Origin of the sequence: Bradyrhizobium sp. (assembly GCF_027307225.1) — a bacterium.
Taxonomy (GTDB): Bacteria; Pseudomonadota; Alphaproteobacteria; order Rhizobiales; family Xanthobacteraceae; genus Bradyrhizobium.
Map to the genome: position 1 here is coordinate 53,442 of NZ_DAHUXJ010000097.1, position 25,927 is coordinate 79,368.

20 protein-coding genes and 1 pseudogene are annotated in these 25,927 nt (G+C 62.6%); 10 read left to right on the plus strand and 11 right to left on the minus strand.

The window, feature by feature from the left end; all coding sequences use genetic code 11:
• Positions 1–18: 18 nt before the first annotated feature.
• The 5 genes from M6D32_RS17060 to M6D32_RS17080 form a co-directional block, all read right to left on the minus strand.
• Positions 19–2,370: a bifunctional salicylyl-CoA 5-hydroxylase/oxidoreductase gene (locus M6D32_RS17060; protein ID WP_298258263.1), complete on the minus strand. Its 2,352-nt coding sequence runs from the start codon at positions 2,368–2,370 to the stop codon at positions 19–21.
• Positions 2,371–2,628: 258 nt separating this feature from the next.
• On the minus strand, positions 2,629–3,465 hold the full coding sequence (locus M6D32_RS17065; RefSeq protein ID WP_298258265.1) for an enoyl-CoA hydratase family protein: 837 nt from the start codon (positions 3,463–3,465) through the stop codon (positions 2,629–2,631).
• Between the two features lie 118 nt (positions 3,466–3,583).
• A complete protein-coding gene (locus M6D32_RS17070; protein ID WP_298258267.1) occupies positions 3,584–4,345 on the minus strand; it encodes an SDR family oxidoreductase in 762 nt (253 codons plus the stop codon).
• Positions 4,346–4,463: 118 nt separating this feature from the next.
• Positions 4,464–5,348, minus strand: a complete 885-nt coding sequence (locus M6D32_RS17075; protein ID WP_298258305.1) for a sulfite exporter TauE/SafE family protein — start codon at positions 5,346–5,348, stop codon at positions 4,464–4,466.
• A 296-nt stretch (positions 5,349–5,644) separates the two neighbouring features.
• Positions 5,645–8,026 (minus strand): EAL domain-containing protein, encoded by a 2,382-nt coding sequence (locus tag M6D32_RS17080; protein WP_298258307.1) that lies wholly within the window; start codon positions 8,024–8,026, stop codon positions 5,645–5,647.
• 334 nt (positions 8,027–8,360) lie between these two features.
• Here M6D32_RS17080 and M6D32_RS17085 point away from each other — a divergent pair, with 334 nt between their 5' ends.
• Positions 8,361–9,518: an ABC transporter substrate-binding protein gene (locus M6D32_RS17085; RefSeq protein ID WP_298258269.1), complete on the plus strand. Its 1,158-nt coding sequence runs from the start codon at positions 8,361–8,363 to the stop codon at positions 9,516–9,518.
• Positions 9,519–9,658: 140 nt separating this feature from the next.
• Here M6D32_RS17085 and M6D32_RS17090 read toward each other — a convergent pair whose 3' ends face one another.
• Genes M6D32_RS17090 through M6D32_RS17100 form a run of 3 tightly spaced genes read right to left on the minus strand, consistent with a single transcriptional unit; the run spans position 9,659 to position 13,415 of the window.
• Positions 9,659–12,046: a xanthine dehydrogenase family protein molybdopterin-binding subunit gene (locus M6D32_RS17090; RefSeq protein WP_298258271.1), complete on the minus strand. Its 2,388-nt coding sequence runs from the start codon at positions 12,044–12,046 to the stop codon at positions 9,659–9,661.
• Positions 12,043–12,540, minus strand: coding sequence for a (2Fe-2S)-binding protein (locus tag M6D32_RS17095; protein WP_298258273.1), 498 nt, complete (start codon positions 12,538–12,540; stop codon positions 12,043–12,045). Before M6D32_RS17095 ends, M6D32_RS17090 begins: the two co-directional genes overlap by 4 nt.
• On the minus strand, positions 12,537–13,415 hold the full coding sequence (locus M6D32_RS17100; protein ID WP_298258275.1) for a xanthine dehydrogenase family protein subunit M: 879 nt from the start codon (positions 13,413–13,415) through the stop codon (positions 12,537–12,539). Before M6D32_RS17100 ends, M6D32_RS17095 begins: the two co-directional genes overlap by 4 nt.
• A gap of 172 nt (positions 13,416–13,587) precedes the next feature.
• Here M6D32_RS17100 and M6D32_RS17105 point away from each other — a divergent pair, with 172 nt between their 5' ends.
• Positions 13,588–14,673, plus strand: coding sequence for an LLM class flavin-dependent oxidoreductase (locus M6D32_RS17105; RefSeq protein WP_298258277.1), 1,086 nt, complete (start codon positions 13,588–13,590; stop codon positions 14,671–14,673).
• 124 nt (positions 14,674–14,797) lie between these two features.
• Here M6D32_RS17105 and M6D32_RS17110 read toward each other — a convergent pair whose 3' ends face one another.
• The 3 genes from M6D32_RS17110 to M6D32_RS17120 are packed head-to-tail and all read right to left on the minus strand — an operon-like array spanning position 14,798 to position 17,241.
• Positions 14,798–15,484 carry a TetR/AcrR family transcriptional regulator gene (locus M6D32_RS17110; RefSeq protein ID WP_298258279.1) on the minus strand — a complete coding sequence of 229 codons (687 nt, stop codon included), beginning with the start codon at positions 15,482–15,484 and terminating at the stop codon, positions 14,798–14,800.
• A complete protein-coding gene (locus tag M6D32_RS17115; protein ID WP_298258281.1) occupies positions 15,481–16,047 on the minus strand; it encodes a flavin reductase family protein in 567 nt (188 codons plus the stop codon). Before M6D32_RS17115 ends, M6D32_RS17110 begins: the two co-directional genes overlap by 4 nt.
• Positions 16,048–16,053: 6 nt before the next feature.
• Entirely contained in the window at positions 16,054–17,241 is a 1,188-nt protein-coding gene (locus M6D32_RS17120) for an acyl-CoA dehydrogenase family protein (protein ID WP_298258309.1), read from the minus strand.
• A gap of 579 nt (positions 17,242–17,820) precedes the next feature.
• Between M6D32_RS17120 and M6D32_RS26955 the strand changes: the two are divergent.
• The 8 genes and pseudogenes from M6D32_RS26955 to M6D32_RS17165 form a co-directional block, all read left to right on the plus strand.
• Positions 17,821–18,729, plus strand: a pseudogene (locus M6D32_RS26955) (NAD(P)-dependent oxidoreductase); the annotation flags it as partial.
• A 273-nt stretch (positions 18,730–19,002) separates the two neighbouring features.
• The gene (locus tag M6D32_RS17135) at positions 19,003–20,253 is read left to right on the plus strand and encodes an ABC transporter substrate-binding protein (RefSeq protein WP_298258283.1); all 1,251 of its coding nucleotides are present in this window, start codon (positions 19,003–19,005) and stop codon (positions 20,251–20,253) included.
• Between the two features lie 238 nt (positions 20,254–20,491).
• Positions 20,492–21,358 (plus strand): branched-chain amino acid ABC transporter permease, encoded by an 867-nt coding sequence (locus M6D32_RS17140; protein ID WP_298258285.1) that lies wholly within the window; start codon positions 20,492–20,494, stop codon positions 21,356–21,358.
• Positions 21,355–22,290 carry a branched-chain amino acid ABC transporter permease gene (locus M6D32_RS17145; protein WP_298258287.1) on the plus strand — a complete coding sequence of 312 codons (936 nt, stop codon included), beginning with the start codon at positions 21,355–21,357 and terminating at the stop codon, positions 22,288–22,290. Before M6D32_RS17140 ends, M6D32_RS17145 begins: the two co-directional genes overlap by 4 nt.
• Positions 22,287–23,042 (plus strand): ABC transporter ATP-binding protein, encoded by a 756-nt coding sequence (locus M6D32_RS17150; protein WP_298258289.1) that lies wholly within the window; start codon positions 22,287–22,289, stop codon positions 23,040–23,042. The genes M6D32_RS17145 and M6D32_RS17150 overlap by 4 nt, the downstream gene beginning before the upstream one ends.
• On the plus strand, positions 23,032–23,757 hold the full coding sequence (locus tag M6D32_RS17155) for an ABC transporter ATP-binding protein (RefSeq protein WP_366145841.1): 726 nt from the start codon (positions 23,032–23,034) through the stop codon (positions 23,755–23,757). Before M6D32_RS17150 ends, M6D32_RS17155 begins: the two co-directional genes overlap by 11 nt.
• A gap of 18 nt (positions 23,758–23,775) precedes the next feature.
• The gene (locus tag M6D32_RS17160; protein WP_298258293.1) at positions 23,776–24,666 is read left to right on the plus strand and encodes an NAD(P)-dependent oxidoreductase; all 891 of its coding nucleotides are present in this window, start codon (positions 23,776–23,778) and stop codon (positions 24,664–24,666) included.
• Between the two features lie 48 nt (positions 24,667–24,714).
• The gene (locus tag M6D32_RS17165) at positions 24,715–25,788 is read left to right on the plus strand and encodes an amidohydrolase family protein (protein WP_298258295.1); all 1,074 of its coding nucleotides are present in this window, start codon (positions 24,715–24,717) and stop codon (positions 25,786–25,788) included.
• The last annotated feature ends 139 nt before the right edge of the window (positions 25,789–25,927 follow it).

A 25,927-nucleotide genomic window follows, 5' to 3' on the forward strand; every position in this document is an offset into this window, starting at 1 on the left:
TCCAGCGTGCCACCCGGCCTATTCGGCCGCAAGCGGCTTTGCGGCCTCCGCCTTCAGCTCGGCCCGGGTCTTCGGCTTAGCCTTAATTTTAAGGTCTTCGAAGTCTTGCCGGTCCCTTACACTATTGCGGAAAATCTGCTCCTTGCCGGGCAGATATTGCGGCGGGCAGAAGATATCGCCGGCCCCGTACCAGGCGGCGGCCTTCATCGTAAACCCGGGGTCGACCAGATGCGGGCGGCCGAGCGCCACCAGGTCGGCCCGGCCGGCCGCCAGGATGGTATTAACCTGGTCTGCCGTGGTGATGTTGCCAACGCACATGGTCGCGACGCGGGCCTCGTTACGGACCTGGTCGGAAAACGGCGTCTGGAACATGCGGCCATAGACCGGCTGCGCGTCGCGCACGGTCTGGCCGGTCGAGACGTCGACGAGATCGACGCCTCCTTCCGCAAAGGCGCGCGCGATCGCAACGGCGTCATCACCGGTGATGCCGCCCTCCGCCCAGTCGGTTGCGGAAATGCGCACCGACATCGGCTTGTGCGACGGCCAGGCCGAGCGCAGCGCCTCGAAGATTTCGAGCGGATAGCGCAGGCGATTTTCCAGCGAGCCGCCGTATTGGTCGGTACGCTGGTTGGTCAGCGGCGAGATGAAGCTCGCGAGCAGATAACCGTGAGCACAATGCAGCTCCAGCATGTCGAAGCCGCAGCGTTCGCCGCGTTCTGCCGCGGCGACAAACTCGGACTTCACCCGATCCATCGCGGCGCGGTCCATCTCTTGCGGCACCTGACTGTCGGGGAAGTAAGGAATCGCCGACGCGGAGACGACGTCCCAGCCGCCCTCCTCCAGCGGACGGTCGATGCCATCCCACATCAATTTGGTCGCGCCCTTGCGTCCGGCGTGCCCGAGCTGAAGACAGATTTTTGCGGCGGAGTTGGCGTGGACGAAATCGACAATGCGTCGCCACGCATTCTCCTGCTCGTCGTTCCACAGGCCGGCGCAGCCCGGCGTGATCCGCGCATCGCGCCCCACGCACGTCATCTCGGTGAAGATGAGACCGGCGCCGCCGAGCGCCCGCGAGCCATAGTGCACGAGATGAAAATCGCCCGGCACACCCTCTTTCGCCGAATACATGCACATCGGCGAGACCACCGCGCGATTGGCAATCTGCATTTCGCGCAATCGAAGCGGCTGGAACATCGGCGCCAACGGCTTCTCGACGTCGACGTCGAAGCCTTGATGGCGCACGTGGCGCGCAAAGGCCTTGTCAACCTCGCCGACAAAATCAGGCGCGCGCAAGGTGAGATTGTCATAAGTGATGGCTTTGGCGCGCGTCATCACGCCGAAGGCAAATTGCACGGGATCGAAATCCCAGAAGCGGTCGACATGCTCGAACCAGACGAGCGAGACGTCGGCGGCATGTTGGGTCTTCTCGACTTCCTCGCGCCGGCCCTGCTCGTAGGTCGCGAGTGCTGATTGCACGGTCGGCGCGCCCTGCATGGCGTCGGCGAGCGCAATCGCGTCTTCCATCGCAAGCTTGGTGCCGGAGCCGATCGAGAAATGCGCGGTCGCCTTGGCGTCGCCCAGTAGCACCATGTTGTCCTTGACCCAGCGCTGGCTGCGGATCATCGGGAAATTCCGCCACATCGAGCGGTTTGTGAGCAGCGGATGGCCTTGCAAAAACCAGCCGAAGATCTCCGCCATGCGGTCGGCGGATTGCTTCTCGTCGAGGCCCGTCAGGCCCGCGCGCTTGAAGGTCTCGGGATCGGTCTCGAAGATCCAGGTCGAGCGTCCGGTTTCATATTGGTAGGCATGGGCGATGAACGGGCCCCACTCCGTCTCCTGGAAGATGAAGGTGAAGGCATCGAGCGGGCGTGTGGAGCCCATCCAGGCGAACACGTTGGAGCGCATATCCACTTCAGGCTCGAAATGAGCGGCGTGCTTGTCGCGGAAGCGGCTGTTGCTGCCATCGGCGATCACCACGAGATCGGCATCGGCGAAACGCGATTCGTCGTCGATTTCGGTCTCGAAGACCAGCTTGACGCCAAGCTCGCGCGCACGCTCCTGCAGGATCAGCAGCAACTGGCGGCGCGAGCAGCCGCAAAAGCCGTTGCCGCCGACGCGGTGCACGGTGCCGCGGAAATGCACGGCAATGTCGTCCCAGTAGGCGAATTCCTGCGTGATACGGCGATAGCTCGGCGGATCGTACTTCTCGAAATTGTCCAGCGTCGCGTCGGAGAACACCACGCCGAAGCCGAAGGTGTCGTCGGCGCGGTTGCGCTCATAGACCGTGATGTCGGCCTGCGGGCGCTGCTTCCTGAGCAGGATCGCCGAATAGAGACCCGCTGGTCCACCGCCGATGATCGCGACCTTCATGGGAACCTCATCCCGATCTTTTGAATGCCGGAAATTATTTTAAACCTAAAGCATCTCCTCGGCAAGCGGCTTTCGGCCGGCTTCAATATTGACCTGCTACTCGCTGGTTGTCATCGCCCGGCTTGACCGGGCGATCCAGTACGCCGCGGCGGTAGCGCTCATCGAAAGGTCTCTGGAATACTAGATGCCCCGCTTTCGCGGGGCATGACGGCGCTCCGAGCGCATACAGCGTCAGCAAATCGATGGATGCTTCCCGCCTCAATTCCCCTTGAACACGGGCTTCTGCTTGGCGGCAAAGGCCTCGAAGGCGCGGGTGAAGTCTTCCGTCGTCATGCACAGCGCCTGCGCGATGGCCTCGGCCTCGATCGCCTCTTCCACCGACATCGCCCACTCCATCGCCAGCATCCGCTTGGTCATGGTGTTGGCAAATGTCGGCCCTGCCGCGATGTCCTTTGCCACCGCATGCGCCTGCAGCAGCACCTCGGATGGCGCGACAATACGGCTGAAGAAGCCCCAGCGCTCGCCCTCCTCCGCACTCATGAAGCGGCCGGTGTAGAGCAACTCCGAGGCGCGCGCCTGGCCGATGATGCGCGGCAGGATCGCGCACGCGCCCATGTCGCAGCCGGCAAGCCCGACCTTGTTGAACAGGAACGCGACCTTCGCGCCGGTGGCGGCTAACCGCATGTCGGACGCCATCGCAATGATCGCACCTGCACCGGCGCAGATGCCTTCGACGGCGGAGACGATCGGCTGCGGACAGGCGCGCATCGCCTTCACGAGATCGCCGGTCATGCGGGTAAAGGCGGTCAGCCCCTTGGTGTCCATTTTGACGAGCGGCCCGATGATCTCGAACACGTCACCGCCGGAAGAAAAGTTGCCGCCGGCGCCGGAGACGACCACGGCCTTCACTTCGTCATCGAAACCACATGCGCGGAAGAAGTCCGTCAGTTCGCGGTAGCTTTCAAAGGTCAGCGGATTTTTGCGCTCGGGACGGTTGAGCGTCACGCTGGCGACGTTTCCTTCGACCTTCAGCAGAAAATGCCGCGGCTGATATTGCGCGAGCGGCGTTGTGACGGGATTGGCTGGCTGGCTCATCCTTACTTCCTTTCGTCGTTCCGGGATGGTGCGAAGCACCAGACCCGGAATCTCGAGATTCCGGATTCGATGCTGTCGCATCGCTCCGGAATGACATCAAAATTTGGTTGCCGACGCATCAAATCTCCCCGCCGGCGACCGCAATCGCCTGGCCTGTGACAGCCGCGGCGCCCTCGCCACACAGCCACAATACGCTGTCGGCGACTTCCTGCGGCGATACGAGGCGGCCTTGCGGATTGTGTTTGGTCAATTCCGCGACGGCTTGCGCGCGGTCGCGGCCGGTCTTTTTCATGATGGTATCGATCGAGCCTGCGACCAGATCGGTGTCCGTGAAGCCTGGACAAACCGCATTGACGGTGATGCGCGTCGGTGCCAGTTCGAGCGCCAGCGAACGCACAAGTCCGATCGCCGCGTGCTTGGCAGCCGCATAGGCGCTGACGTAGGCGTAGCCTTTCAGGCCCGCGGTCGAGGCGATCACGACAATGCGGCCAAAGGGCCGCGAGCGCATCGACGGCAGCACGGCCTGGATGCTGTTCACCACGCCCATGAAATTGACGTCCATCATGCGCTTGAACAGCGCTGCATCCGATTTGGCGAAGGGTGCGGACTCCGCCGCGCCGGCATTGGCAATCAGGATATCGATCGGCTGTCGCGCGGCCGCTTGCGCGATCGCCGCAGCAACGGCGGCCTGGTCGGTGACATCGGCGGCGGCGGAAAAGCGGGCGTTACCTTGCGCAACCAGCCCTTCAAGGGCCGCACTCTGACGGCCAAGCGCGGTGACGACAGCGCCTGTCTTGCTCAGCGTCGAAGCGATTTCGCGGCCAATGCCACGCGCTGCGCCGGTTACGACCGCATGTGGGGAATGCGGCAGTCCTGCCATACGCCACCTCCCCGAATGATTTCAAAGGACGACGAAGGTTCGGATATATTTTATACTTCAAGCTTTGGCAAACGAATCCGGCGGGGCGACGCCGTAAAATCCGGTGGCGAGATCTGGATTATTTGGCCGGGCGTGCGCCGATCGCAACGGGCACTACCGGCACGCCTTGCGCCGGGGCCGGCGCGCGCACGGTGGCAGCCGCAACGTTCGGCGTGGAGGCGCGCCACTGTTCCGAGCCCAGTTTGCCTGCAACCACGAGCAGCACCGCGGCTAGCACCAGACGCAAGGCCGTTTCGGGAACGCGAACCGCGCAATAGCTGCCGATGAGGATGCCGGGCAGCGAACCGATCAGGAGCACACCCAACAGCTGCCAATCGGTCGAACCCATGATCCAGTGGCCGATTCCTGCCACCAGCGTGAGCGGCACGGCGTGCGCAATATCGGAACCGACGATACGCGCCATCGGCAGTTGCGGATAAAGCAGGAGCAACGCGGTAACCCCGATTGCGCCGGCGCCGACGGATGAAATCGAGACCAGAACGCCGAGCACCACGCCGAGCAGCACCGTGGCACGCGCGATCGTCGCATCATCGTAATGTTTCATGCGCGCGCGCAGTTTGTCGATCATGAGCTTGCGGAAGACCAGCGACAGCGCGGTCAGCAACAAGGCGACAGAAAGCACCGAGTTGATCAGGCTGCGCAAGGCCCCGGTCGGCAGGTCAAGCCAGGCGAGAAACGCGAGCGTCACAATACTGGCGGGGATGCTGCCGGCGGCGAGCCGCAGTACCGCTCGCCAGTGAATGCTCCGCGCCCAGTTATGCACGAAGCTGCCGCCGGTCTTGGTGGCCGCGGCATACAACAGATCGGTGCCAACAGCAGTTGCCGGATGGATGCCGAACAGCAAGATCAAAAGGGGCGTCATCAGCGATCCGCCGCCGACGCCGGTCATACCGACGAGCACGCCAACGCCGAAGCCCGAAGCCACATAGACAGGATCGATCACGGGCATCCCGCACGTCTCGGCAGGGGCATTCGATCGCGCCCTTGCAACCCGGCAGCCATGGTGAAATCCCTCCACTGTCCCAACGAACAGAACGCCCTAAGATGCCCTTAGGATCCACCCATCAGGTAGGATTATATTTCCCCATGCGGCAATAGCATCCACGAAAAAAGCACAATCCTTCTATCCGCGACTAGCTACAGGTGATTCTGGCCTACGGAAGGATGCGCGACGAACCATCCCATTACTACCGTTCTGGCATGCCAATGGGCGGTCGAGGGGCGTGAATCGGGTCGACTTCAGGCGGCGTCGCGGCGCGGGCGGAAAATCACCGGCTGCTTGTCGAGCTCGGCCGCTGTCACCGGGCGGCCCAGCAGATAGCCTTGCGCAAAATTGACGCCGAGCGTCTTCAGCCCTTCGAGCTGCTCGACAGTCTCCACGCCTTCCGCCGTCACCGACATGTCGAGGCCGCGCGCCAGCGTGACGACCGAGGAGATGATAGCCGAACTCTTGTAATGCGCCGACAGGTTGCCCATGAAGGACTTGTCGATCTTGATCTTGTTGAACGGGAAGGTGGTCAGGCAGCTCAGCGAGGAATAGCCGGTGCCGAAATCGTCGAGCGCGAGCGAGACGCCGGTCGCGCTCAGCCGCTCCATGAAAGCGAGGTTTTCGGCCGCGCGCTCCAGCAGCACGGATTCGGTGATCTCGATTTCCAGCCGTTCCGGTGGCAATCCCGACTTCTTCAGCGCGGAGACGATCACGTCGAACAACTCCGCCTGTTTGAACTGCACCGGCGACAGATTGACCGAAACCCTGGTGTCCGCAGGCCAGAGCGTCGCGTCGTCGCAGGCCTGACGAATGATCCATTCGCCGAGCGCCACGATAAGCCCGGTTTCTTCGGCGAGCGGAATGAACTGATCCGGCGGGATCAGGCCCCGCTCGGGATGACGCCAGCGGATCAACGCCTCGGCGCCGCGCCTGCGTCCGCTCTCGACGTCAAAGTACGCCTGGTAATGAATCTCGAAATGGCAGCGCGCGATCGCATCCCGCAGATCGCCCTCAAGCGTGTTGCGCGCTTCGAGTTCGGCGGACATCGCCTCGTCGTAGACGGTGAAGCAGTTGCGGCCGGCGGATTTGGATCGGTACAGCGCCAGGTCCGCCTTTTTCAAGAGCTGTTCGCGATCCTCGCCATGCTCGGGCGCGAGCGCGATGCCGATGCTGGTGCCGATCTCGACCTGATGCCCGGGAAGATCGAACGGTTCGGCGATCAATTTCGAAATCCGGCTCGCCAGATCGATCGAATTGACGCGCTGATCGTGATGAGCCGCCTGGATGATCGCGAATTCATCGCCGCCAAGCCGCGCCAGCACGTCGTCGCTTCGCAATGCCGATCGCAGCCGAACGGCTACCTGGCGCAGCAACGCGTCGCCCGCGGCGTGGCCAAGCGAGTCGTTGACATTCTTGAAACGATCGAGGTCGAGCATCAGGACCGAGAACACGCCGTGCAGATGCTGTTTCTGATCCGCGCCGGCCTGCTTCAGCTGCTCGAGAAAAAATGCCCGGTTCGGCAAGGCGGTCAGAATATCGGTCTGCGCGAGTTCGAGCACGCGGCGGTTTGCCAGCGCCAGCTCGCGCGAGTTGCGGCTGGCCATGCCGAGGTAGACGCAGAGGAAAATGGTGACGGCCCAGCCCGCGGCGAGCACGATGACAGCACGGTCGTGGCGCGCCGTCAGATGCCCGCCGGCAGGCATGCCTTTGACCTGCCAGTTCGCATCTCCAATGCGAAGCGTGCCGGACCAGTGCGGTTCCTTCATGAGCGCCTGTATCACTTGCGGCGCCGAGGAGATGGACGAATAGTCGGGCTGGGCCTGCTCCATGCCGCCAGGCGACGGCGGAAATGCAGTGAGGATGACGGCTGCGGATTCCGCCCTCGCGGTCCGGACCGATGTCAGCAGCGAGCCAAGATCGAACATGCCGATCACGAAGCCGGTCAGGTTGCGTCGGCGGTCGGCCACGGTGGCGCGCGAAGTTCCCTTCACGTAGACCGGCACAACCGCGAGAACGCCGTGGTCGCCGCCATTGTCGTGCTTGAACAGCCGGGTGGGCACGACGGCGACCGCATCGGTGTCGCGCGCGCGTTCGAGCGTGGCCCAGCGGATCGGATCGGTGGCGTAGTCCATGCCGTAGACCGAAGACGTCTTCGGCTCGGTGGAGAACAGGATCGGGTAGTAGAAATCATTGTCCGGCGCGACGGAGACGGCCCCGCCCGACAGTGATTTGAAATGATAGGCCGGAATGCCATCACTGACGGCGGACGCTTCGAATTCGGCGCGCTCCTTGCGATATACTTTCGGCAGCCAACTGACGCGAAGCACGCCCGGGTGATGTTCGAACAGCCGGCTGCCGAAAACCTCGAATTCGCTGCGCGTTACTTCCTCATTGGCGGATTCGAACAGCGTGCGCAGCGTGACCAGGCGGCCGACATATTCGTTGACGCCGTTCTGCATCTCGATGAGCTGGGTCGCGGCGACGCCCTCGAATTCGGTCCAGTTGGCGCGGCGCTCCCAGCGGGCGATGGCAAAGGCTGCAACGGTCGTGAGCAACAGGCCGATGCCTGCCGCAACCCAGGCAGGCCGGTTCGGTCCGGATCGCTGCGCGAACGCTTTCCTCCGACCGACCATGTTTTCCCTGCGATTCTCGCCGGGATCCCGACCGCTCATCTTCGCCCTGCCAGAACGGGTGTCGCCACCAACAACTCTCTTATGACGCGAAGGTTGGTTAAAAAGCCTGTACTATCAGTGGGGATAGCACCGGGTTTGGGATACCGTAGTTAACGATGTCTGGGGTCGGCCTTGTCGGTCGGGCCGCTAGGGTTCCGGCGGAACAGAGGAACCGCCGTAGCTGCGCAAAAGCCGTGAAAAGACAGAGACCTGGAACCGCCGCGCCGCGCCGAAATTAGCGACCTCTTCACCGCAAGGCGGTAGCATTCGACTCGATCATTTAAAAGTAATCATCATGCATTCCATGCAACCCAGGATTTTGTGCGGCCCGATGCTTCTGTTGCTGGCGGGGCCAGCTCAGGCCGGCGAGGTCGGCGTCATGCCGGACCGGATCGTGTTTGGCCAGGCGGCCGCGCTGTCCGGCCCTTCCTCGGCGCTGGGGCAGAAGATGCGCCAGGGCATTCTGGCAGCCTTTGCCGAGGTCAACGCCAAGGGCGGCGTCCACGGCCGCTCGCTCCAACTGGTCAGCCGCGATGACGGCTACGACCCCGATCGCTCAGTCCAGCAGACGGTCAAGCTGCTTCACGAGGACAAGGTCTTCGCCCTGATCGGCGCCGTCGGCACGCCGACATCGGTGGTGACCGAGCCGATCGCAAAGGACGAAAACGTCCCCTTCATCGGTCCCTTCACCGGCGCGGGCTTCTTGCGGGAAAAAGATCTCGATAACGTCGTCAACATTCGCGCCAGCTACAGCGCCGAGGCCGAAGCCTGGGTGAAGCACCTAACCGAAGATCGGCACATCAAACGCATCGCAATCTTCTACCAGGACGATTCATACGGCCGCGATGGTCTCGCCGGCGTCAAGCAGGCGCTGGCCAAGCGCGGGATGGAGCTTGCGGCCGAAGCCACCTATGAGCGCAACACAACCGCGGTCGGCATGGCCATGCGCGTCCTCAAGCGCGCCGAGCCGGAAGCGGTGGTGATGGTCGGCACCTACGCGCCTTGCGCCGAATTCATCAAGCTCGCGCGGCAAAGCGGCTTCAACCCGGTCTTTGCCAATATCTCCTTCGTCGGCGCCGATGCGCTGGCCGAGAAGCTTGGCGCCGACGGCGCCGGCGTGATCGTCTCGCAGGTCGTCCCGTTCCCTTGGGATGCCTCCGTGAAAGTCGTCGCCGACTATCAGATTGCGGAAAAAGCGATCGATCCGGACCTGCCGCCGGATTTCGTCTCGCTGGAGGGCTACATCTGCGGCCGGCTCGCCGCAGCCGCCCTCGATATGGCCGGTCCCAACCCGACGCGCGCGGGAATCCTGCGGGTCATCAACGAGGTCGGACAGTTCGACATCAGCGGCGACCATCTCACCGTCGGACAGAAGATGCGAGATGCGCCCGGGCGGGTCTTCCTTACGGTGATCCAGCCCGACGGCACGTTCAAGCCCGTCGACAAGCTGTAAGGCTCAAGCAGCCAGAACTCGCCAGTGGTGGCCTCATCCCTTCGAGACGCGGCAAGAGCCGCTCCTCAGGATGAGGATGACTAATCCTCATGGTGAGGAGGCGCGCTCGCGCCGTCTCGAACCATGAGGCCACAAACAGCTCAGATTCGTTTCAACGCGGTCAGGATGACCTGCGGCGTCAGCGGAATCTCGGTAATGACAGCGCCGAACGGCTTGAGCGAATCGTTCACGGCATTGGCAACGGCCGCGGCCGCACCGGCCGTCCCCGCTTCGCCCGCGCCCTTGGCACCGAGTTCGCTCTCGGACGTTGGCGATACCACATGGCCGATGTCGATGTCGGGCATCTCGCCCGACATCGGCACCAGATAGTCCGCCATGTTGGCGTTGGTGAGTTGACCGCGCTCGTCATAGATGCATTTTTCGAACAGCGCCGCGCCGAGCCCCTGCACCACACCGCCGCGGATTTGTTCGTCGACGAGCTGCGGATTGATGACGACGCCGCAATCTTCCACCACCCAGTGCTTCAGGAGTTTGACAAAGCCGGTGTCGATATCGACCTCGAGCCACGAAGCCTGCACTCCGTTGGTGAACGCGAAAGGGTACTGACGCGGCACAAAATGGCGCGTCGCCATCAGTTCCGGCTGAATCCCGGGCGGCAGCGTATCGGGACGGAAATAGACGATGCGCGCGAGTTCGTGCAATTCGATGCGGGGCGTGCCGTCGCCGGCATTCACCACCGCGTTGTTGGCGATATCGAGTTCGGCCGGCGTCGATTGCAGGATGGCGGCTGCGACGTCGAGGATGTTCTTGCGCAGGATCTTGGCGGCCTGAAGCGCTGCCTCGCCGCCGATGCCGGCGCCGCGCGAAGCCCAGGTGCCGCCGCCATAGGGTGTCTGGTCGGTATCGCCAAGGATGACGCGCACCTTCTCCATCGAAACGCCAAGCACACTGCCGACGATCTGCGCCGTCAGGGACTCCGAGCCCTGTCCCTGCTCGGTGATGCTGGTCTGGCAGACCACCGCACCTTGCGCGTCGAGCCGCACCGCCACGCCATCCTGAGAGGAAATCTTCGCGCCCCCCACGCCGTAAAATGCGGCGCTGGGGTTGGTTACCTCGATGAAGCTCGCAATGCCGATCCCGCGATGGATGTTTTTCTTGCGTAAGTTTGCTTGCTCGGCCCGCAACCCATCGTAGTTCATCATCTTGAGCAGCTTGTCGAGCGAGGCATGATGCGACAGCAACTCGAAACGCAGGCCCGCCGGCGACGTGCAGGGATAGGCGTCGTCGGCGATCAGGTTGCGCCTGCGAATCTCGACCGGGTCCATGCCGATCTTCGCCGCCGCGAGGTCGACCAGACCTTCCGTCACCGAACACGCGATGGGATGGCCGACCGCGCGGTACTGGCACATGACGTTTTTATTCTGGAACACGACGCGGGCGCGGGCGCGGTAGTTTGGCGTGACGTAAGGACCGCCGACCAGGTTGACCACCTGATTGGCTTCGATCGCGCTGGTGCGCGGATACATCGAGTACGGACCGATGCCGGTGAGATCGTCGATCTCGAACGCAGTGATGGTGCCGTCGCGCTTGACGCCGACGCGCCCCTTGCAGCGGTGGTCGCGGGCGTGGATGTCGGTATTGAAACTCTCGACCCGGTCGGCGACATACTTCACGGGCCGTTTCAACAGTTTCGACAGCGCATAAGTTGCCATCTCGTCGGCATAGATGTGCACCTTGATGCCGAACGAACCGCCGACATCCTTGCATACCACGCGAACCTGCGCTTCCCGGAGACCCAGGTGCAGCGCCGCGATGTTCTGCACCATGTGCGGCGCCTGCGTGCCCTGGTAGATCGTGAGCCGCGCTTCGGCCGCATTCCAATCGGCGACCACCGCGCGCGGCTCGAGCGTCACGCCGGTATGGCGGCCGAATATGAATTCGGTCTTGGCAATCTCGTCCGCATCGGCAAAACCCGCGTCGGCCGAGCCAACCTCGAACGTGCGCTCGAACGCGAGGTTATCGCCCAGCGACGTGTGGATGACCGGTGTTGCAGATTCCAGCGCCGTACGCATGTCCGTGACCGGCTCCAGCTCTTCATATTGTACCGCGACGAGTTCGGCGGCGTCCTCGGCGGCCGCACGGCTTGAGGCCACGACGGCCGCGACCGCCTCACCCTGCCAGCACGCCCGGTCGATGGCGATGGCGCGCTGCGGCGCGGATTTGAGGCCCTTCATATGCGAGAGCACGCCGACCCACGGGGTAATGACATCAGCGAGTGCTTCACCCGTGACCACGGCGACGACACCGGGCTTCTTTTTGGCGGCCTGTGTATCGACCGAAATAATTTTCGCATGGGCGTGTGGCGAGCGCACGTAGACCACATGCGCCATCCGCGGCAGCTCCAAGTCGCTGACGTAGACGCCGCGACCTTGCAACAGCCGGTCGAGATTCGGCCGCGGCACCGTCTTGCCAATATAGGAATTTGGCCGGTCGAGCTCCGATAATGTTTTGTTCTCAGGCTTGTTCATGGCTCGCGGCCCTTGTCACGGTCCTTGCGCGCCTTGGCGGTGGCCTCCACCGCATCGACAATCGCCTGATAGCCGGTGCAGCGGCAGTAGTTGCCGGAGAGATGTTCGCGGATTCGCTCGCGGTCCGGCTCGGCCTCGCGCTTTAGCAGGTCCTGCGCCGATATCAGCATCGCCGGCGTACAGTAGCCGCATTGCAACGCGTTGCGCGCACGAAAGGCTTCCTGAAGATCCGATATCTCGCCGGAATCCGACAATCCTTCGATGGTTTCGACCGAAGCGCCGTCCACTTGCACAGCCAGCATCAGGCAGGAACGAACGATTTCGCCGTTCACCCGGATGGTGCAGGCGCCGCAGACGCCATGCTCGCACCCAACATGCGTACCGGTCAGTTTGAGATGATCGCGCAGAAAATCCGCGAGATTGGTCCGCGGCAGCACATAGGCTTCGATGCGCTCGCCGTTGACTTGCAGCGAAACAGGATGCGGGGCCGTCATGCCGTCCCTCCTGCCTGCAAATCTTCCCGGCCGAGCAGTTGCGCGACACACCGCGTCAGCAACACCTTGGCCAGATGCCGCCGCATCGCGCCACTCGCCTGCTGATCTTCGGGCAGATCGAGTTCGTCCTGCATCGCCTGCAAGGCTTTGGACAATGCCGCCGGCGTTACCTCAGTGTTGAGCAGAGGCGCTACCTTGACGTGCTCGGCCTTGTCGCCGACGCCGAAAAAAACGGGACGAAGATCAGTGAAGCGCCCGTTGTCGAGCACAGCCTGCGCCGCGAGACCGACAATCGCATAATCGCCATGGCGCCGCGCGAATTCCGAGAAGAAGTGGACGGAATTAGCCGCCGGAATCGGCACTTCGACGGCTGTCAGCAGTTCGTCCGCGGAAAGCGCCGTCTCGTAAATTCCGAGGAAGAAATCCTCGGCCAGAACGCGGCGCTCACCTTTGGGACCGCGAATCACAATGGTTGCGTCAAGCGCGATCGCGCAGGCCGGCAATTCGGAAGCGGGATCCGCGTGCGCGAGGCTGCCGCCGATCGTTCCGCGGTTGCGGATCGCCGGATGGGCGACCTGCGCAATCGCCTCTTTCAAAAGTGACGCATGGGTCGCGATGTCAGGAGAATGTTGCAGATCGACGTGGCGCGTCAGCGCGCCAATCGAAAGAAAGCCGTCCTGCCTCTGGATGCCGCGCAGCTCATCGAGGGCGCCGATATCCACGATCAGCTCCGGCGCGAGCAATCGCAGGTTCATCGCAGGCATCAGGCTTTGGCCGCCCGAAAGCAGCTTCGCCCGCTCGCCGTGCTCGGCGAGAAGCGCAATCGCATTTCCGACGCTGGTCGCTCGGGCGTAGGCGAAAGCCGGGGCTTTCATCAGGCGGAATCCTCCCTTTCGATTTTTTAAGGGATTAGACGGGCCTACCCGTCAAACGTCAAGTTTGTTTATCGAACGATTATTTCTGATGACTCGCCCTCCGGATCGTCATAATGGAGGAAAACCTAACGTGCCGGCGCGGCAAACAACGGCTCCCAGGAGTAGCAAGCGCATGAAATTGGGCTTCTTCACCATGCCGATCCATCCTCTCGAGAAGGATTGGCGGGTTTCCCTCAGAGAAGACCGCGAGGCGTTTATTCTGGCCGACGAGCTCGGTTTCACCGAAGCCTATGTCGGCGAGCATGCCACCGACCGCGCCGAAAACATCACGTCCTGCGTTGCGTTCCTGGCCTGGATCGCGGCCGCGACCAAGCAGATGAAGCTCGGCACCGGCACCATCAACATGCCGAACACCCATCCCGCGGCGACCGCCGCGACCCTTGCGATGCTCGATCACATGCTGGACGGGCGGTTGATCTTCGGCATCAGCCCGGGAGGACTTCTGTCGGACGCGGAACTGTTCGGCAATCTCGACGCCAACCGCAACGAGATGTTTCTCGAAGCGATCAATCAGGTGCTCGAGATCTGGGCGGGCGAACCGCCCTACAACATCAAGGGCAAGTACTGGAACATCTCGATCGAGCAGACGCTGATCGCCGATATCGGCCAAGGCTTCATCGCAAAACCCTTGCAGCGGCCTCATCCGCCGATCGTCGTCACGGCGGTTGCGCCGTTCTCAAAGGGTGTCACCGAAGCTGCCGCTAGGGGCTGGGACCCGATCTCGGCGAACTTCCTGATGCCGGCCTGGGTGAAAAGCCACTGGCCGAAATATGTCGAGGGGTGCGAGCGCGGCGGCCGGCCGGCAGACCCCGCCAACTGGCGCGTCGCCAAAAGCGTGTTCGTCGCCAAGGACGCCGCGACCGCCAAGGCCTACGCGACCGATCCGGACGGGCCTTACGTCTATTATTATCGCTCCCTCTTCACCAAGCTGAAGAAGAACGGCCGCATCGAACTGTTCAAGACGCGGCGCGATCAGCCCGATGACGAAGTGACGCTGGAATCGATCTGCGACAAGCTCATCATCCACGGCACGCCGGAGAGCGTCGCCGATCAACTGCTCAAGTTCCAGGATGAGGTCGGCACCTTCGGCACGCTGCTTTATGCCGGGAAGGACTGGAAGGACCGCGAGCTCGGCCGCCAGTCGATGATCCTGATGGCGGAAAAGGTGATGCCGCGCGTCAATGCGCGAATGAAGTAGCGAAAGCAGAGTGCCTCATCCCGAGGAGCGGCCATTTGGCCGCGTCTCGAAAGATGTGGCCTCATGGTTCGAGACGGCGCAAGCGCCTCCTCACCATGAGGGTCTTCTTCCTCTTTACCGGCCCCTAAACCACCGCCTTCACGGCAACCTTGCGCGCCTCTTCCTTCTCGCCGAACACGCTTGCAAAGCCGGCAATAAGCGCGTCGACCGCGTCGCTGATCATCTGCTCCTTGCTTTCCAGCACCGGAGCCTCATAGACGAACTTCCGCACGCCATAGTAGAAAATGCCGCTGTGAAATACCCAGGCCATCTCGAGTTCGGCCGCGCTCGGCTTGTTTTGCGCCGATAATCCCGCCTCGTTGCGGCACTCCCGGATGATGCGCGTCAGGATCTTGTCGCGGACGATGCCGACATAGGACCGGTTGAGCTCGAGTCCCTTGAGGCCGGAATAGAAATAGATGCGCAGCCATTTGCGGCTGAAGATCACGCCGGTATAGGCGGCGTAGAATTCCTTCAGGCGCTCGCGGAGCGGCCGGGTGCGATCGCCGAGCAGCTTTTCCCAACCATCTCCAAACGGTTCGAGATAGACCGTGCGATAGACTTCCTTGATCAGGTCGTCCTTGCTCGGGAAATAACGATAGAGCAACGGCTGCGTCACGCCGAGCCGGCGCGCCAACGCGCGCGTGCCACCGCCAAATCCTTCCTCGGCAAAGAACTCAGTCGCCTTGGCTACGAATTCCTGGCGCCGCTCCTCCGGCGACAGCCGCCGCTGCTTGGTTCGCGCGCGCTTGACTGGGGTCTTCTTGCTCATGAGCCGGCGGCCCGAGGTGCGCTGGCGCTGACGAAACGCCCGAAACCGCCGCTGGCGAACAACAGCGGTTCTTGTTTGTTATAGCTATAGGCTTCGACGGCGCCGAGAAAAATCACGTGATCGCCACCGTAGTAACGGTTGGCGGCGCGGCATTGAAAATACGCAACGCAACCGGCGAGCAACGGCGCGTTACCAAGCCCTGGTTTCCAGTCGACGCCGGCAAAGCGGTCGACGGTGGACTTCGCAAAGGTCGAAGCCAGCGCCTGTTGCGAGGCGCCCAGCACGTTCACCGTGAAATGGGTGGCGTTCTGGAAAATCGGCAAGCCCTGCGAAAACATCCCCAGGCTCCAGAGCACGAGCGGGGGATTGAGCGAGACGGATGCAAAGGAATTGCAGGTCAGCCCGTAAGGTTGGCCGTCGCCGGCCACCGCCGTGATGATGGTGACGCCGGTGGCGAAGGTGCCGAGCGCGCTGCGGAAATCCCGCGCATCAAGCGGGGAGCTTCCGCTCGCCAGTTCGTTGGCGGTCTCCGGCTCCGGCACATGCGTTGGCTTATCGTTCATTCCGTCTCACAGCGTCAGGTTATCGGAGGGCAGTCCAAGAATGACTCGCCCGTAATTGGTGCCAGCCGCATCGAAATTGAAGGCAATGTGGGCGTTGATCGCATGCGCGTCGCGGAACTGGCGCTGCAATGCACCGGACGTATAAAGGCCGCGCGCGCCGCTCGCCGCGAACAGCAGCGATACCGCTTCCGTGCAGAGGTTGACCGAATAGGCGCCGTCGCGCCGCATCCTGGTCTTGGCGCCCATGTCCGGAATGCGCCCGCGCCGCGCGTCGTCAAGCGCCGCGATACAGGCCTGGCGCATGATCAGCCGCGCCGCGTCGATCTTGGAGGCGGCCTCCGCGATCTTGATCTGGGTGGTCTGGAGATCACCGAGCTTGGCGCGGTTGTAGGTGGAGGCGCGGGACCGCGCGAGAGCGACATAATCGTCGAGACAGGCCTGCGCGTTGCCCAGCGCGACGCCCGAGAGCACATAGGGAAACAGCGAGAACACCGGCAGCGTATAGAGCGCGTTCGGGTTGACGGCACTGCCGGGCGTCGGCCCGCCCGCTACTTCGTGGACGCCAACCGTCATCGCCTCGGGCACAAAGGCGTCGCTGACCTCGACATCGTTCGATCCCGTGCCGCGCAGACCCGTCGCATCCCAGGTGTCCTTGATGCGATAGTCGCTCTTGGGCAAGAGGAAGATGCGATATTCGATGCCGTCGGCTTCGTCCTCGGACGATACCACGCTCGCCAGCATGTTCCATTCGCTGCAATTCACGCCCGAAGAGAACGGCCAGCTGCCGCGCAGCACGTAGCCGCCATCGACCTTTCGGGCGCGGCCGGCGGGAAATATAAAGGACGAGGCAATCAGTGCGTCCGGGTTCTTGCCCCAGACCAGATCCTGAGCGCGGCTATCGAACATCGCCAGCATCCAGTGGTGACTGGCCAGGTTGGCGAAGGTCCAGGCCACGGAGGCATCGCCCTGCCCGAGCGCGTCCGCGCAATCGATCAGCGCGACGTAATCGAGTTCGGATCCGCCGATGCGCTTGGGCTGCACGATCCGGAACAGGCCGCTTTCGTGCAGTTCGCGCTCGGCCTCCTCGGCAAGGCAGCGAAGCTGTTCGGAACGCAGGGCATCCTCGCGCAGCCGCGGCGCCAATGCTGCGGCGCGCGCCACCATCGCCGCATAAACGCGGCCGTCGGCCTCCATCCCTGAGGGAGACGCCGCATTGGTTTTCAGACCGGTAGCCGTCATGTCGCGGCCCTCCTGATCGCGCCCGCGCGTTCTTATATACGCTCGATTCTACTTCTGCGCTTCTTCTATGCTTCCATCAAAGCAACGGCGAATACCGCTGGACCGGACGGCCGCTGGCAGTTGTTTATCGCCCGATCACTAATTAAGGCGCGGCCTGCGCGGCCCGTCAATCGAATTCGGCGAGCGACAAGCCGATCCGACGGCCGGATTGTGTCGCGTTGTTAACGTACGCTTGCTGATCCCCGACTTCCTTCAAGGCCGCACCGCAGGCGCGGCTTTGACGTAGACCTTGGCGATTGTCTGACGGCGGATCAATCGCTATTGAGGACGCTGGCTAGTGTGGCGGTTCAAAAGTCCGCATCATTGATGCTGCAGGTTCGTCATGCGGACTTTCGAACCAAAGCCACACTAGATCAATAAGTTTGCTAGTGGAGTTTTGGATTTGACATTCGCTTGACGAACTCGCGGCCGGGCGGGTAGCGAATGTCAAATCCACTCCACTAGCGCCAATGCGGCGCCAACTCTTTCGGCGGGAAGACTTTCATGGACAAGACGGTCGGGATTATCGGGCTCGGCATCATGGGCGGCGCAATCGCGCGCAACCTCGTCGAGCGCGGATGGCACGTGGTCGGCATCGACGCCGATCCCGCCAAATGCGCAGAGCTTGCCGAAGCCGGTGTCGCCGTCGTCGAAAGCGTGGTGCTCGTTGCCCGCAGCGCGCCGATCATCATGACGAGCCTGCCGACGCCCGCAGCCGTCGAAAGCGTCGCCAAGGCGATTGCCGCTTCCGGTCAACCGCAGCGTATCGTGGCCGAGCTCTCGACGCTGACGCTCGCCGACAAGCTTCGTTTCGAAGCGATCCTGAAGGCGGCGGGTCATATTCCGCTCGACTGCCCGCTCTCGGGCACCGGCGCGCAGGCCAAGATGCGCGATCTTATCGTTTATGCCAGCGGCGACAGCGCCGCGATCGCCCGTTGCACGCAACTCTTTGCCGATTTCTCCAAGCAAAGCGCCGATCTCGGCATTTTCGGCAATGGCAGCCGGATGAAGTTCGTCGCCAACCACCTGGTTGCAATCCATAACGTGGCGACAGCGGAGGCGATGATCCTGGCCGAGCGCGCCGGACTCGACCCAAAGCTTGTCGTCGAAATGGTCGGCCCGGGCGCCGGCGGCTCGCGCATGTTTCAGATGCGGGCGCCGATGATGGTCGAAGGCAAGTATGAGCCCGCCACCATGAAAGTCTCGACCTGGAAAAAGGACATGGCGATCATCGCCGAATTCGCCGACGATGTCGGCTGCGAAACCCCGTTGTTTACGCTGACGCAGCCGGTCTACAGCCAGGCGATGTCCATGGGGCTGGGCGACCAGGACACGGCTTCCGTGTTCGAAGTCCTGAAGAAGACCATTGTCGCCGCACCCAAAAGCGGCCCCAAGGGCGGCTAGCGTCCCGATTCCGAAGTTCGCGGCTAGGTGGGGAGCCAAGCGCCAGCAATGATGCGGACTTCTGGACCACCGTGCTAGCCCCAAGGCCAATCGTCGCAGGCAATCGCCTTACCGCACCGCGTCAAAACGCTGCGAAAGCGCGCTTTTTCGACTTTAGTGCGTGGCGGATCCTTGCCGGACGCGTGGTTATCACTTGATCATTTAGAGCTTCCGTCGGATAAATCACCTAACGAAAAAAGTACGGACGCTCGGCGCATTGCCGTGGGAGGAACCATGACGATATCACGACGACAATTTGTATCGACTCTCGCCGGCGCGAGTGCGGCGAGCCTGGCAAGCCCGGGCCTTTCATTTGCACAAGGTAGCGGGCCGATTCGCGTCGGCCTTCTGGCGGCCAAGACCGGACCGCTCGCCTCCGGCGGCATCGACATGGAACTGGCGCTGACCATGTTCCTGAAGGATCGCGATAACACGCTTGCGGGGCGCAAGGTCGAACTGATCGTGGCCGACACGGCCGGCGTCCCGGCGACCGCGCGCACCAAGACGCAGGAGCTGGTGGAGAAGAACAACGTCCACTGCATCATCGGCCCGCTCGCGGCCTTCGAGGCGCTGGCGATCATCGACTATCTGACCGAGAAAGAGATCCCGACGCTGGGCGTCTCGGCCGCCGAAGACATGACGCAGCGGCACCCCTCACCCTGGTACGTGCGGCTGACCTCGACCTCGGCACAATGCACCTATCCGCTCGCCGACTATTCGCTCAAGGAATTGAAGTACAAGAAGATCGTCACCATCGCCGACGATTTCGCCTACGGCCACGAAATGTGCGCCGGCTTCCAGCGCGCTTTCGAGGACGGCGGCGGCAAGATCATCCAGAAGATTTTCACGCCGCTCGCGACGCCGGACTACGGCAGCTATGTCGCGCAGGTAAAGACCGATGCGGATGCGCTCTTCCTCGGCACCGCGGGCTCGAACGGCTTCCGCTTCCTGCGCCAGTTCATCGAATACGGATTGAAGGACAAGATCGCCGTGATCGGCGGCATGACCGCGCTCGACGAATCCGTGCTGCGCAACATGGGCGACGAGGCGCTCGGCATCATCACCACGAGCTGGTACTCCGCCACGCTCGACAACCCGCTCAACAAGGCGTTTGCGCCCGCCTTCCGCAAGCAGTTCAAATACGACCCCGGCTACTATGCCGCGAGTACGTACCTTTCGGGCCAGGTGCTGGAAGGCGCGCTGAAGACGATCAAGGCCAATGCGGAAGACAAGAAGGCGCTGATGGCCGCGATCCGCGGCAACAACGTCGACACGATACGCGGGCTCGTCAAATTCGACGAATTCGGCAACGTGATCGGCAATGTCTATATCCGCAAGGTGACGCGCAGCGACGGCCGGCTGGTCAATTCCGTGATCAAGACCTATCCGGATGTCAGCCAGTTCTGGACCTACGACAAGAAGGAGTTTCTGAAGAACCCGGTCTACTCGCGCGACTACCCGCCGGCCAAGAATCTGGAGCTCTGACTTCCCGAACGACCCGCGAGGTGGCGACGCCTCGCGTTGGCCTCAGACGAGACATGGCTTCAAGGACCACTAGCGCCGCCTATTTGACGTTCCTGCACCACAAGCGGCAAATTCGATCCAGGAACGTCAAATAGCAAAGCGGCACTAGAATCATAGGCTTGCTAGTGCCCATAACTTTCCGAAGTTCGTGAAAGGTGCGTGCTGAGATTTAACACGAACTTCGGAAAGTGGGCACTAGATGCAGTTTTGGATCATCCAGGGTCTCAACAGCCTGTCGCTCGGTGGCCTGCTGTTTCTGCTGTCGTCGGGCTTCTCGCTGATCTTCGGCCTGATGCGGCTTGCGAACCTGACGCATGGCGCGTTCTTCATGCTCGGCACCTATTTCGGTGCGATCGCGATGCGCGACTATAGCGGGCTCGATCTCTGGGTCACCGCAATCGGCGCGGGGATCATCGTTGCCGCGCTCGGCGGCCTGTTCGAACGGCTGGTGCTGACGCGGCTGAAGAGCAACCCACTAGGCCAGGTGCTGGTGACGCTTGGCATGGCCTTCATCATTTCGGATGCGTGCCTGGTGCTGTGGGGCGGCGATTCCATCCCGGTGCCGACGCCGCACTATCTGCAGGCGCCGACGCGGCTGTTCGGCTTCGTCTTTCCGACCTATCGCCTCGTGCTGGTCGGCATTGCCGTTGCGGCTGCGATCGGCCTCTACGTCCTGATCGATCGCACGCGGCTGGGCGCCATGATCCGCGCCGGCGTCGACGATAGCCAGATGGCGCGCGCGGTCGGCATCCCCGTTTCGCGCCTCTTTACGATTGTGTTCTGCCTCGGCGCAGGCATTGCCGGGGCGGCGGGCGTGCTCGGCGGTCCCATTCTTTCCGCCTATCCGGGACTTGACGCCGACATGCTGCCGCTCGCGCTGATCGTCGTCATTCTCGGCGGCATCGGCAGCCTGTTCGGGGCCTTCGTCGGCAGCTTCATCATCGGCTTCATCTATACGTTCGGAACGGTGCTGTTTCCCGAACTCGCCTACATCATTCTGTTTCTGCCGATGATCTTCGTCATTGCGTTTCGCCCGCAGGGCCTGTTCGGGCGTCTTGGCACATGAAGTGGATCGCCATCGCTCTCTTCGCCGCCGTGGCGCTGCTCTTGCCGTTTTTCGCGGGCGATTTCTATGTCAATCTGGCGAGCCAGATCTATATCGCGGCGATCTTCGCGCTCAGCCTCAATCTTTTGGTCGGTTTCGGCGGCATGACTTCGCTCGGCCATGCCTCCTATCTCGGCGTCGCCGCCTATGTCTCCGCGCTCATGACCACCCGTTACGGCTTGCACCACGGAGCGGCGGCGCTCATTTCCATTCTCGGCACGGTCGCAATGGCGGCCTTCTTCGGCTTGATCGCGCTGCGGGCGACCGGCCTCGGCTTTCTCATGATCACGCTCGCGCTGTCGCAGGTGTTGTGGGGCCTCGCCTATCGCATGTCGAACATCACCAATGGTGACAACGGCATCACGGGCATAACCCGTCCCGAGCCGTTCGGCATCTCGCTGGAGAGTCCGGCTGCCTTTTACTGGTTCGCCCTGATTACCGCGGTCATCGCCTTTGTAATGATGACGGTCTTCGTGTCGTCGTCCTTCGGCTCCTCGCTCAAGGGCGTTCGCGACCAGCCGCGCCGGATGGCGGCGCTCGGCTTCAATCCCTGGATGGTTCGCTGGATCACCTTCGTCTATGCCGGCTTCTGGGGCGCCATCTCCGGGCTGCTCTACGTCTATTACAACAAGTACATTCACCCGACCTCGCTCTCGACCACGAGCTCGGCCGAAGCCCTGCTCGGCGTGATTGCCGGCGGCTCCGGCACGCTCGCAGGTCCCGCCGTTGGGGCAGCGCTGGTGTTACTTCTGAAGAATTACGTCTCTGCCTATGTCGAGCGCTGGAACATGCTGCTCGGCCTTGTGTTCCTGTTCATCGTGCTGGTGATGCCGGAAGGAATCGTGCCCGGCTTGCAGAAGCTTGCGGCGCGACTCCGGAGGCGATCGTCATGAACGTGCCCTCCTCCTCCCTTGCGCTTGAAGTGACGGATCTGAACAAGGCGTTCGGCGGCTTGAAAGTCACGCAAGGCGTATCGCTGTCGATCCGGCCCGGCGAACGGCGGCTGATCATCGGGCCGAACGGAGCCGGCAAGACCACGCTATTCAACCAGATCAGCGGCGACCTGCGGCCGAATTCGGGACGGATCAGGATGTTCGGCGAGGATGTCACTCGCCTTTCGCCCTATCAGCGCGCACATCGCGGCCTGTCGCGCACCTACCAGATCATCACGCTGTTTGGCGGCGACACGCTCGAGCACAACGTCACGCTTGGCCTGCTCGGGCTGCTGCCTTCGCGCTGGCAGATGTGGCGACCGTTGTCCTCCTATCGGCATCTGGTGACGGAAGCGCACCGCACGCTGGACAGCGTCGGGCTATTGCATCTGGCGGGTCATTCCGTGTCCGAGCTGGCCTATGGCGAAAAGCGCCGCCTTGAACTCGCGATGGCGCTGGCGCAAAAGCCGCGCGTGCTGCTGCTCGACGAGCCGCTTGCCGGCCTCTCCGACGGCGAGCGCGCCACCGTGAAGGCACTGGTTGCTTCGATCTCGAAAGACACGACCGTGGTCATGATCGAGCATGACATGGACACCGCGCTGGATCTGGCCGAAACGGTCACCCTGCTCAACTACGGCCGCGTCATCGTCGATGGCGAGCGAGATCAGGTGATTGCGGATGAGCGAACGCGCGAGGTGTACCTTGGCGCCTGAAGCTCTCACCCTTTCCAACGTGCACACGTTCTATGGCGACAGCCATATTCTGCACGGCGTCGGCTTCTCCTTGAGGGAAGGCCGGGTGCTCGCGTTGCTTGGACGCAACGGCGCCGGCAAGACCACCTGCATTTCCACCATCGTCGGCTTTCTGACGCCGAAGGAAGGCGATGTCCGCCTGTTCGGCGAGCCCATCGGCGGCCTGAGCCCGGAGCGGATTTCGCGCCTCGGCATCGGCCTCGTTCCGCAGGGCCGCCGGATCTTTCCGTCGCTGACCGTGCGCGAAAACCTTGTCGTGGCCCGGCAACGCGAAAGCACGACGTCAAAGCCATGGAATGTCGAGCGCATCTTCGGCCTGTTCCCGCGGCTTGAGGAGCGCCACGCGCAATTTGCCGGCACGCTTTCCGGCGGCGAGCAGCAGATGCTCGCCATCGGCCGCGCGCTGATGGGCAACCCGCGCGTGCTGCTGCTCGACGAGCCGTCGGAGGGGCTGGCGCCCTTGATCGTGGCCGAGGTCGGCCGCACCATCAAGCGGCTCAAGGATGAGGGCCAGTCCATCGTGCTGGTCGAACAGAACCGGCAACTGGCGCTCGATGTCGCCGACCACGCCGTCATTCTCAATACTGGACACTGCGTTTTTTCCGGCGAGGCGCGTGAAGTCTTGAATAACGAGGAGCTGATCGCCCAGCATCTCGGCGTCTATCGCGCGCACTAACCAAGAAGGACAACAAAAATGAAAGTCGGCGTTTGTGGAACGGGAAGAATGGGCGGATCGATCGCGCAGCGGCTGATCGCGGTCGGGCATGACGTGGCGGTGTGGAATCGCGACGCCGCAAAGACAAAGCCGCTGGTCGACGCCGGTGCAAAAGCCCATGCCTCTCCGGCTGCGCTCGCCGATAGCTGCGACGTCACTATCGTGATGCTGTTGAATGACGCCGCGACCGAGGCGGTCTATCGCGGCGCGAATGGCCTTCTCTCGGCAAAACTCAATGGCAAGCTCGTGATCGACATGAGCACGATCCAGCCGCAGACCATGCAATCCACCGGCAACGCGGCGACCAAAGCGGGCGCAGCCTTTGTCGAATGCCCGGTCGGCGGCAGCAAGGTGCCTGCGAAGGAAGGCAAGCTGTTCGGCCTGGTCGGCGGGTCTGACGCAGACGTCGCGCGCGCAATGCCCCTGCTGGAGCAACTCTGCCGCAGGATCGAACATGTCGGGCCGATCGGCGCTGGCTCGACGCTGAAGCTCGCGGTCAACCTGCCGCTGCTCGTCTACTGGCAGGCGCTGGGTGAGTCCCTGACCATCTGCAAGCCGCTTAACCTTGCCCCCGAGCGGCTGATCGATATTCTCTCCGACACCAACGGCGCGACCGGCGCCATGAAGGCGCGCGGTCCGAACATCGCCAAGGTACTGGGCGGCGCGCCGCTCGGCGAGACTGCCTTCGGAATTACGGCTGCCAAGAAAGACCTTGCTACCGCCGTGCAGTTTGCCGCTTCCATCCATGCCGAACTGCCGGTTGCGAAAAGCGCGCTGGCCTGCTTTGAGGAAGCGGAAAAGGACGGCCTGGGTGAAGCCGATGCGACGACGGTTTCCGTTCACTGGACCCGGCGCAAGCCAAAATCCTGATCCAGACATCACAAATCCATCGCCCAACCGAACAACAGAGACCTTTCCATGATCGATACCAAAAACCGCTATGGCTTCACCGCCGCACGCAACAACGACGCCGACGGCCTCGCGCGGCGCCCGTCTTCCATCACGGTCGATATTCACGCCCACATCGTGGTGCCGCAAGCCGCCAAGCTGGCGCAGCCGCATGTCGACCTGAAGCGCGTGCCGCTTGCGCATTTTGCCGACGACATCACCCGGGAAATCAACGCGCAGCAGGAAAAGGACATCGCCGAGGTCATGACGACCATCGATCGCCGCCTGCACGATCTCGACAAGATGGGCATCGATGTCCAGGTCGTCGCGCCGGCCCCGTCGCAGTGCTACTACTCGATCGATCCCAAGATCGCCGAAAAGGCGCATCGCATGGCCAACGACGGCGTGGCGGAATATTGCGCGCGCAAACCCGACCGGTTCGTCGGCCTCGGCGTCGTCACCTTGCAGGAGCCGGAGCTTGCGGTGCGCGAGCTCGACTACATCATGAACGAGCTGAAACTGAAGGGCGTCGAGATCCTGACCAATGTCGATGGCCAGGAATTATCCGATCGGAAATTCCGTCCGTTCTTTGCACACGCCGAAAAGCGCGGCGCCTTCATCATGATGCATCCGAACGGATTCACCCACGGGGAACGGCTGACGCACTTCTATTTCAACAACGTGTTCGGTAATCCGCTCGACACGTCGCTGGCGCTGCACAACCTGATCTTCTCCGGCACGCTGGCGCGTTTCCCCGACCTGAAGCTGATGGCTGTTCACGGCGGCGGCTTCCTGCCGGCCTATTCCGGCCGCATCGATCATGGCTGGGGCGCGCGAAAGGATTCACATGGCGACCTGCCGTTGCCGCCGACGACCTACCTGCGGCAGGTTTATCTCGACACGGTGGTCTTCAGCTATCACCAGCTCGCCTATCTGATCGACGTGTTCGGACCCGACCGTATCCTGATGGGCACCGACTATCCGTTCGACATGGGCGAATATAATCCGGTCGGCCATGTCGCGGGCGTCCAGGGCATGGACGAGACGACGCTGGCGCAGATCGCGGGCGGCAATGCCGCGCGTGTCCTTGGGCTGGATGTTTAGTCGTCTGTGAACAATACGTTTTCAGGCGGGCGATAGATTTGGCTTGGGAAAGATCGCGATCAGGATGAGGCACAATAAAATTCTGAGCCACTTGATGAGGCGGCGGAAGTTGTAGCCGGCGGCGGCGAGAACGGCGTTG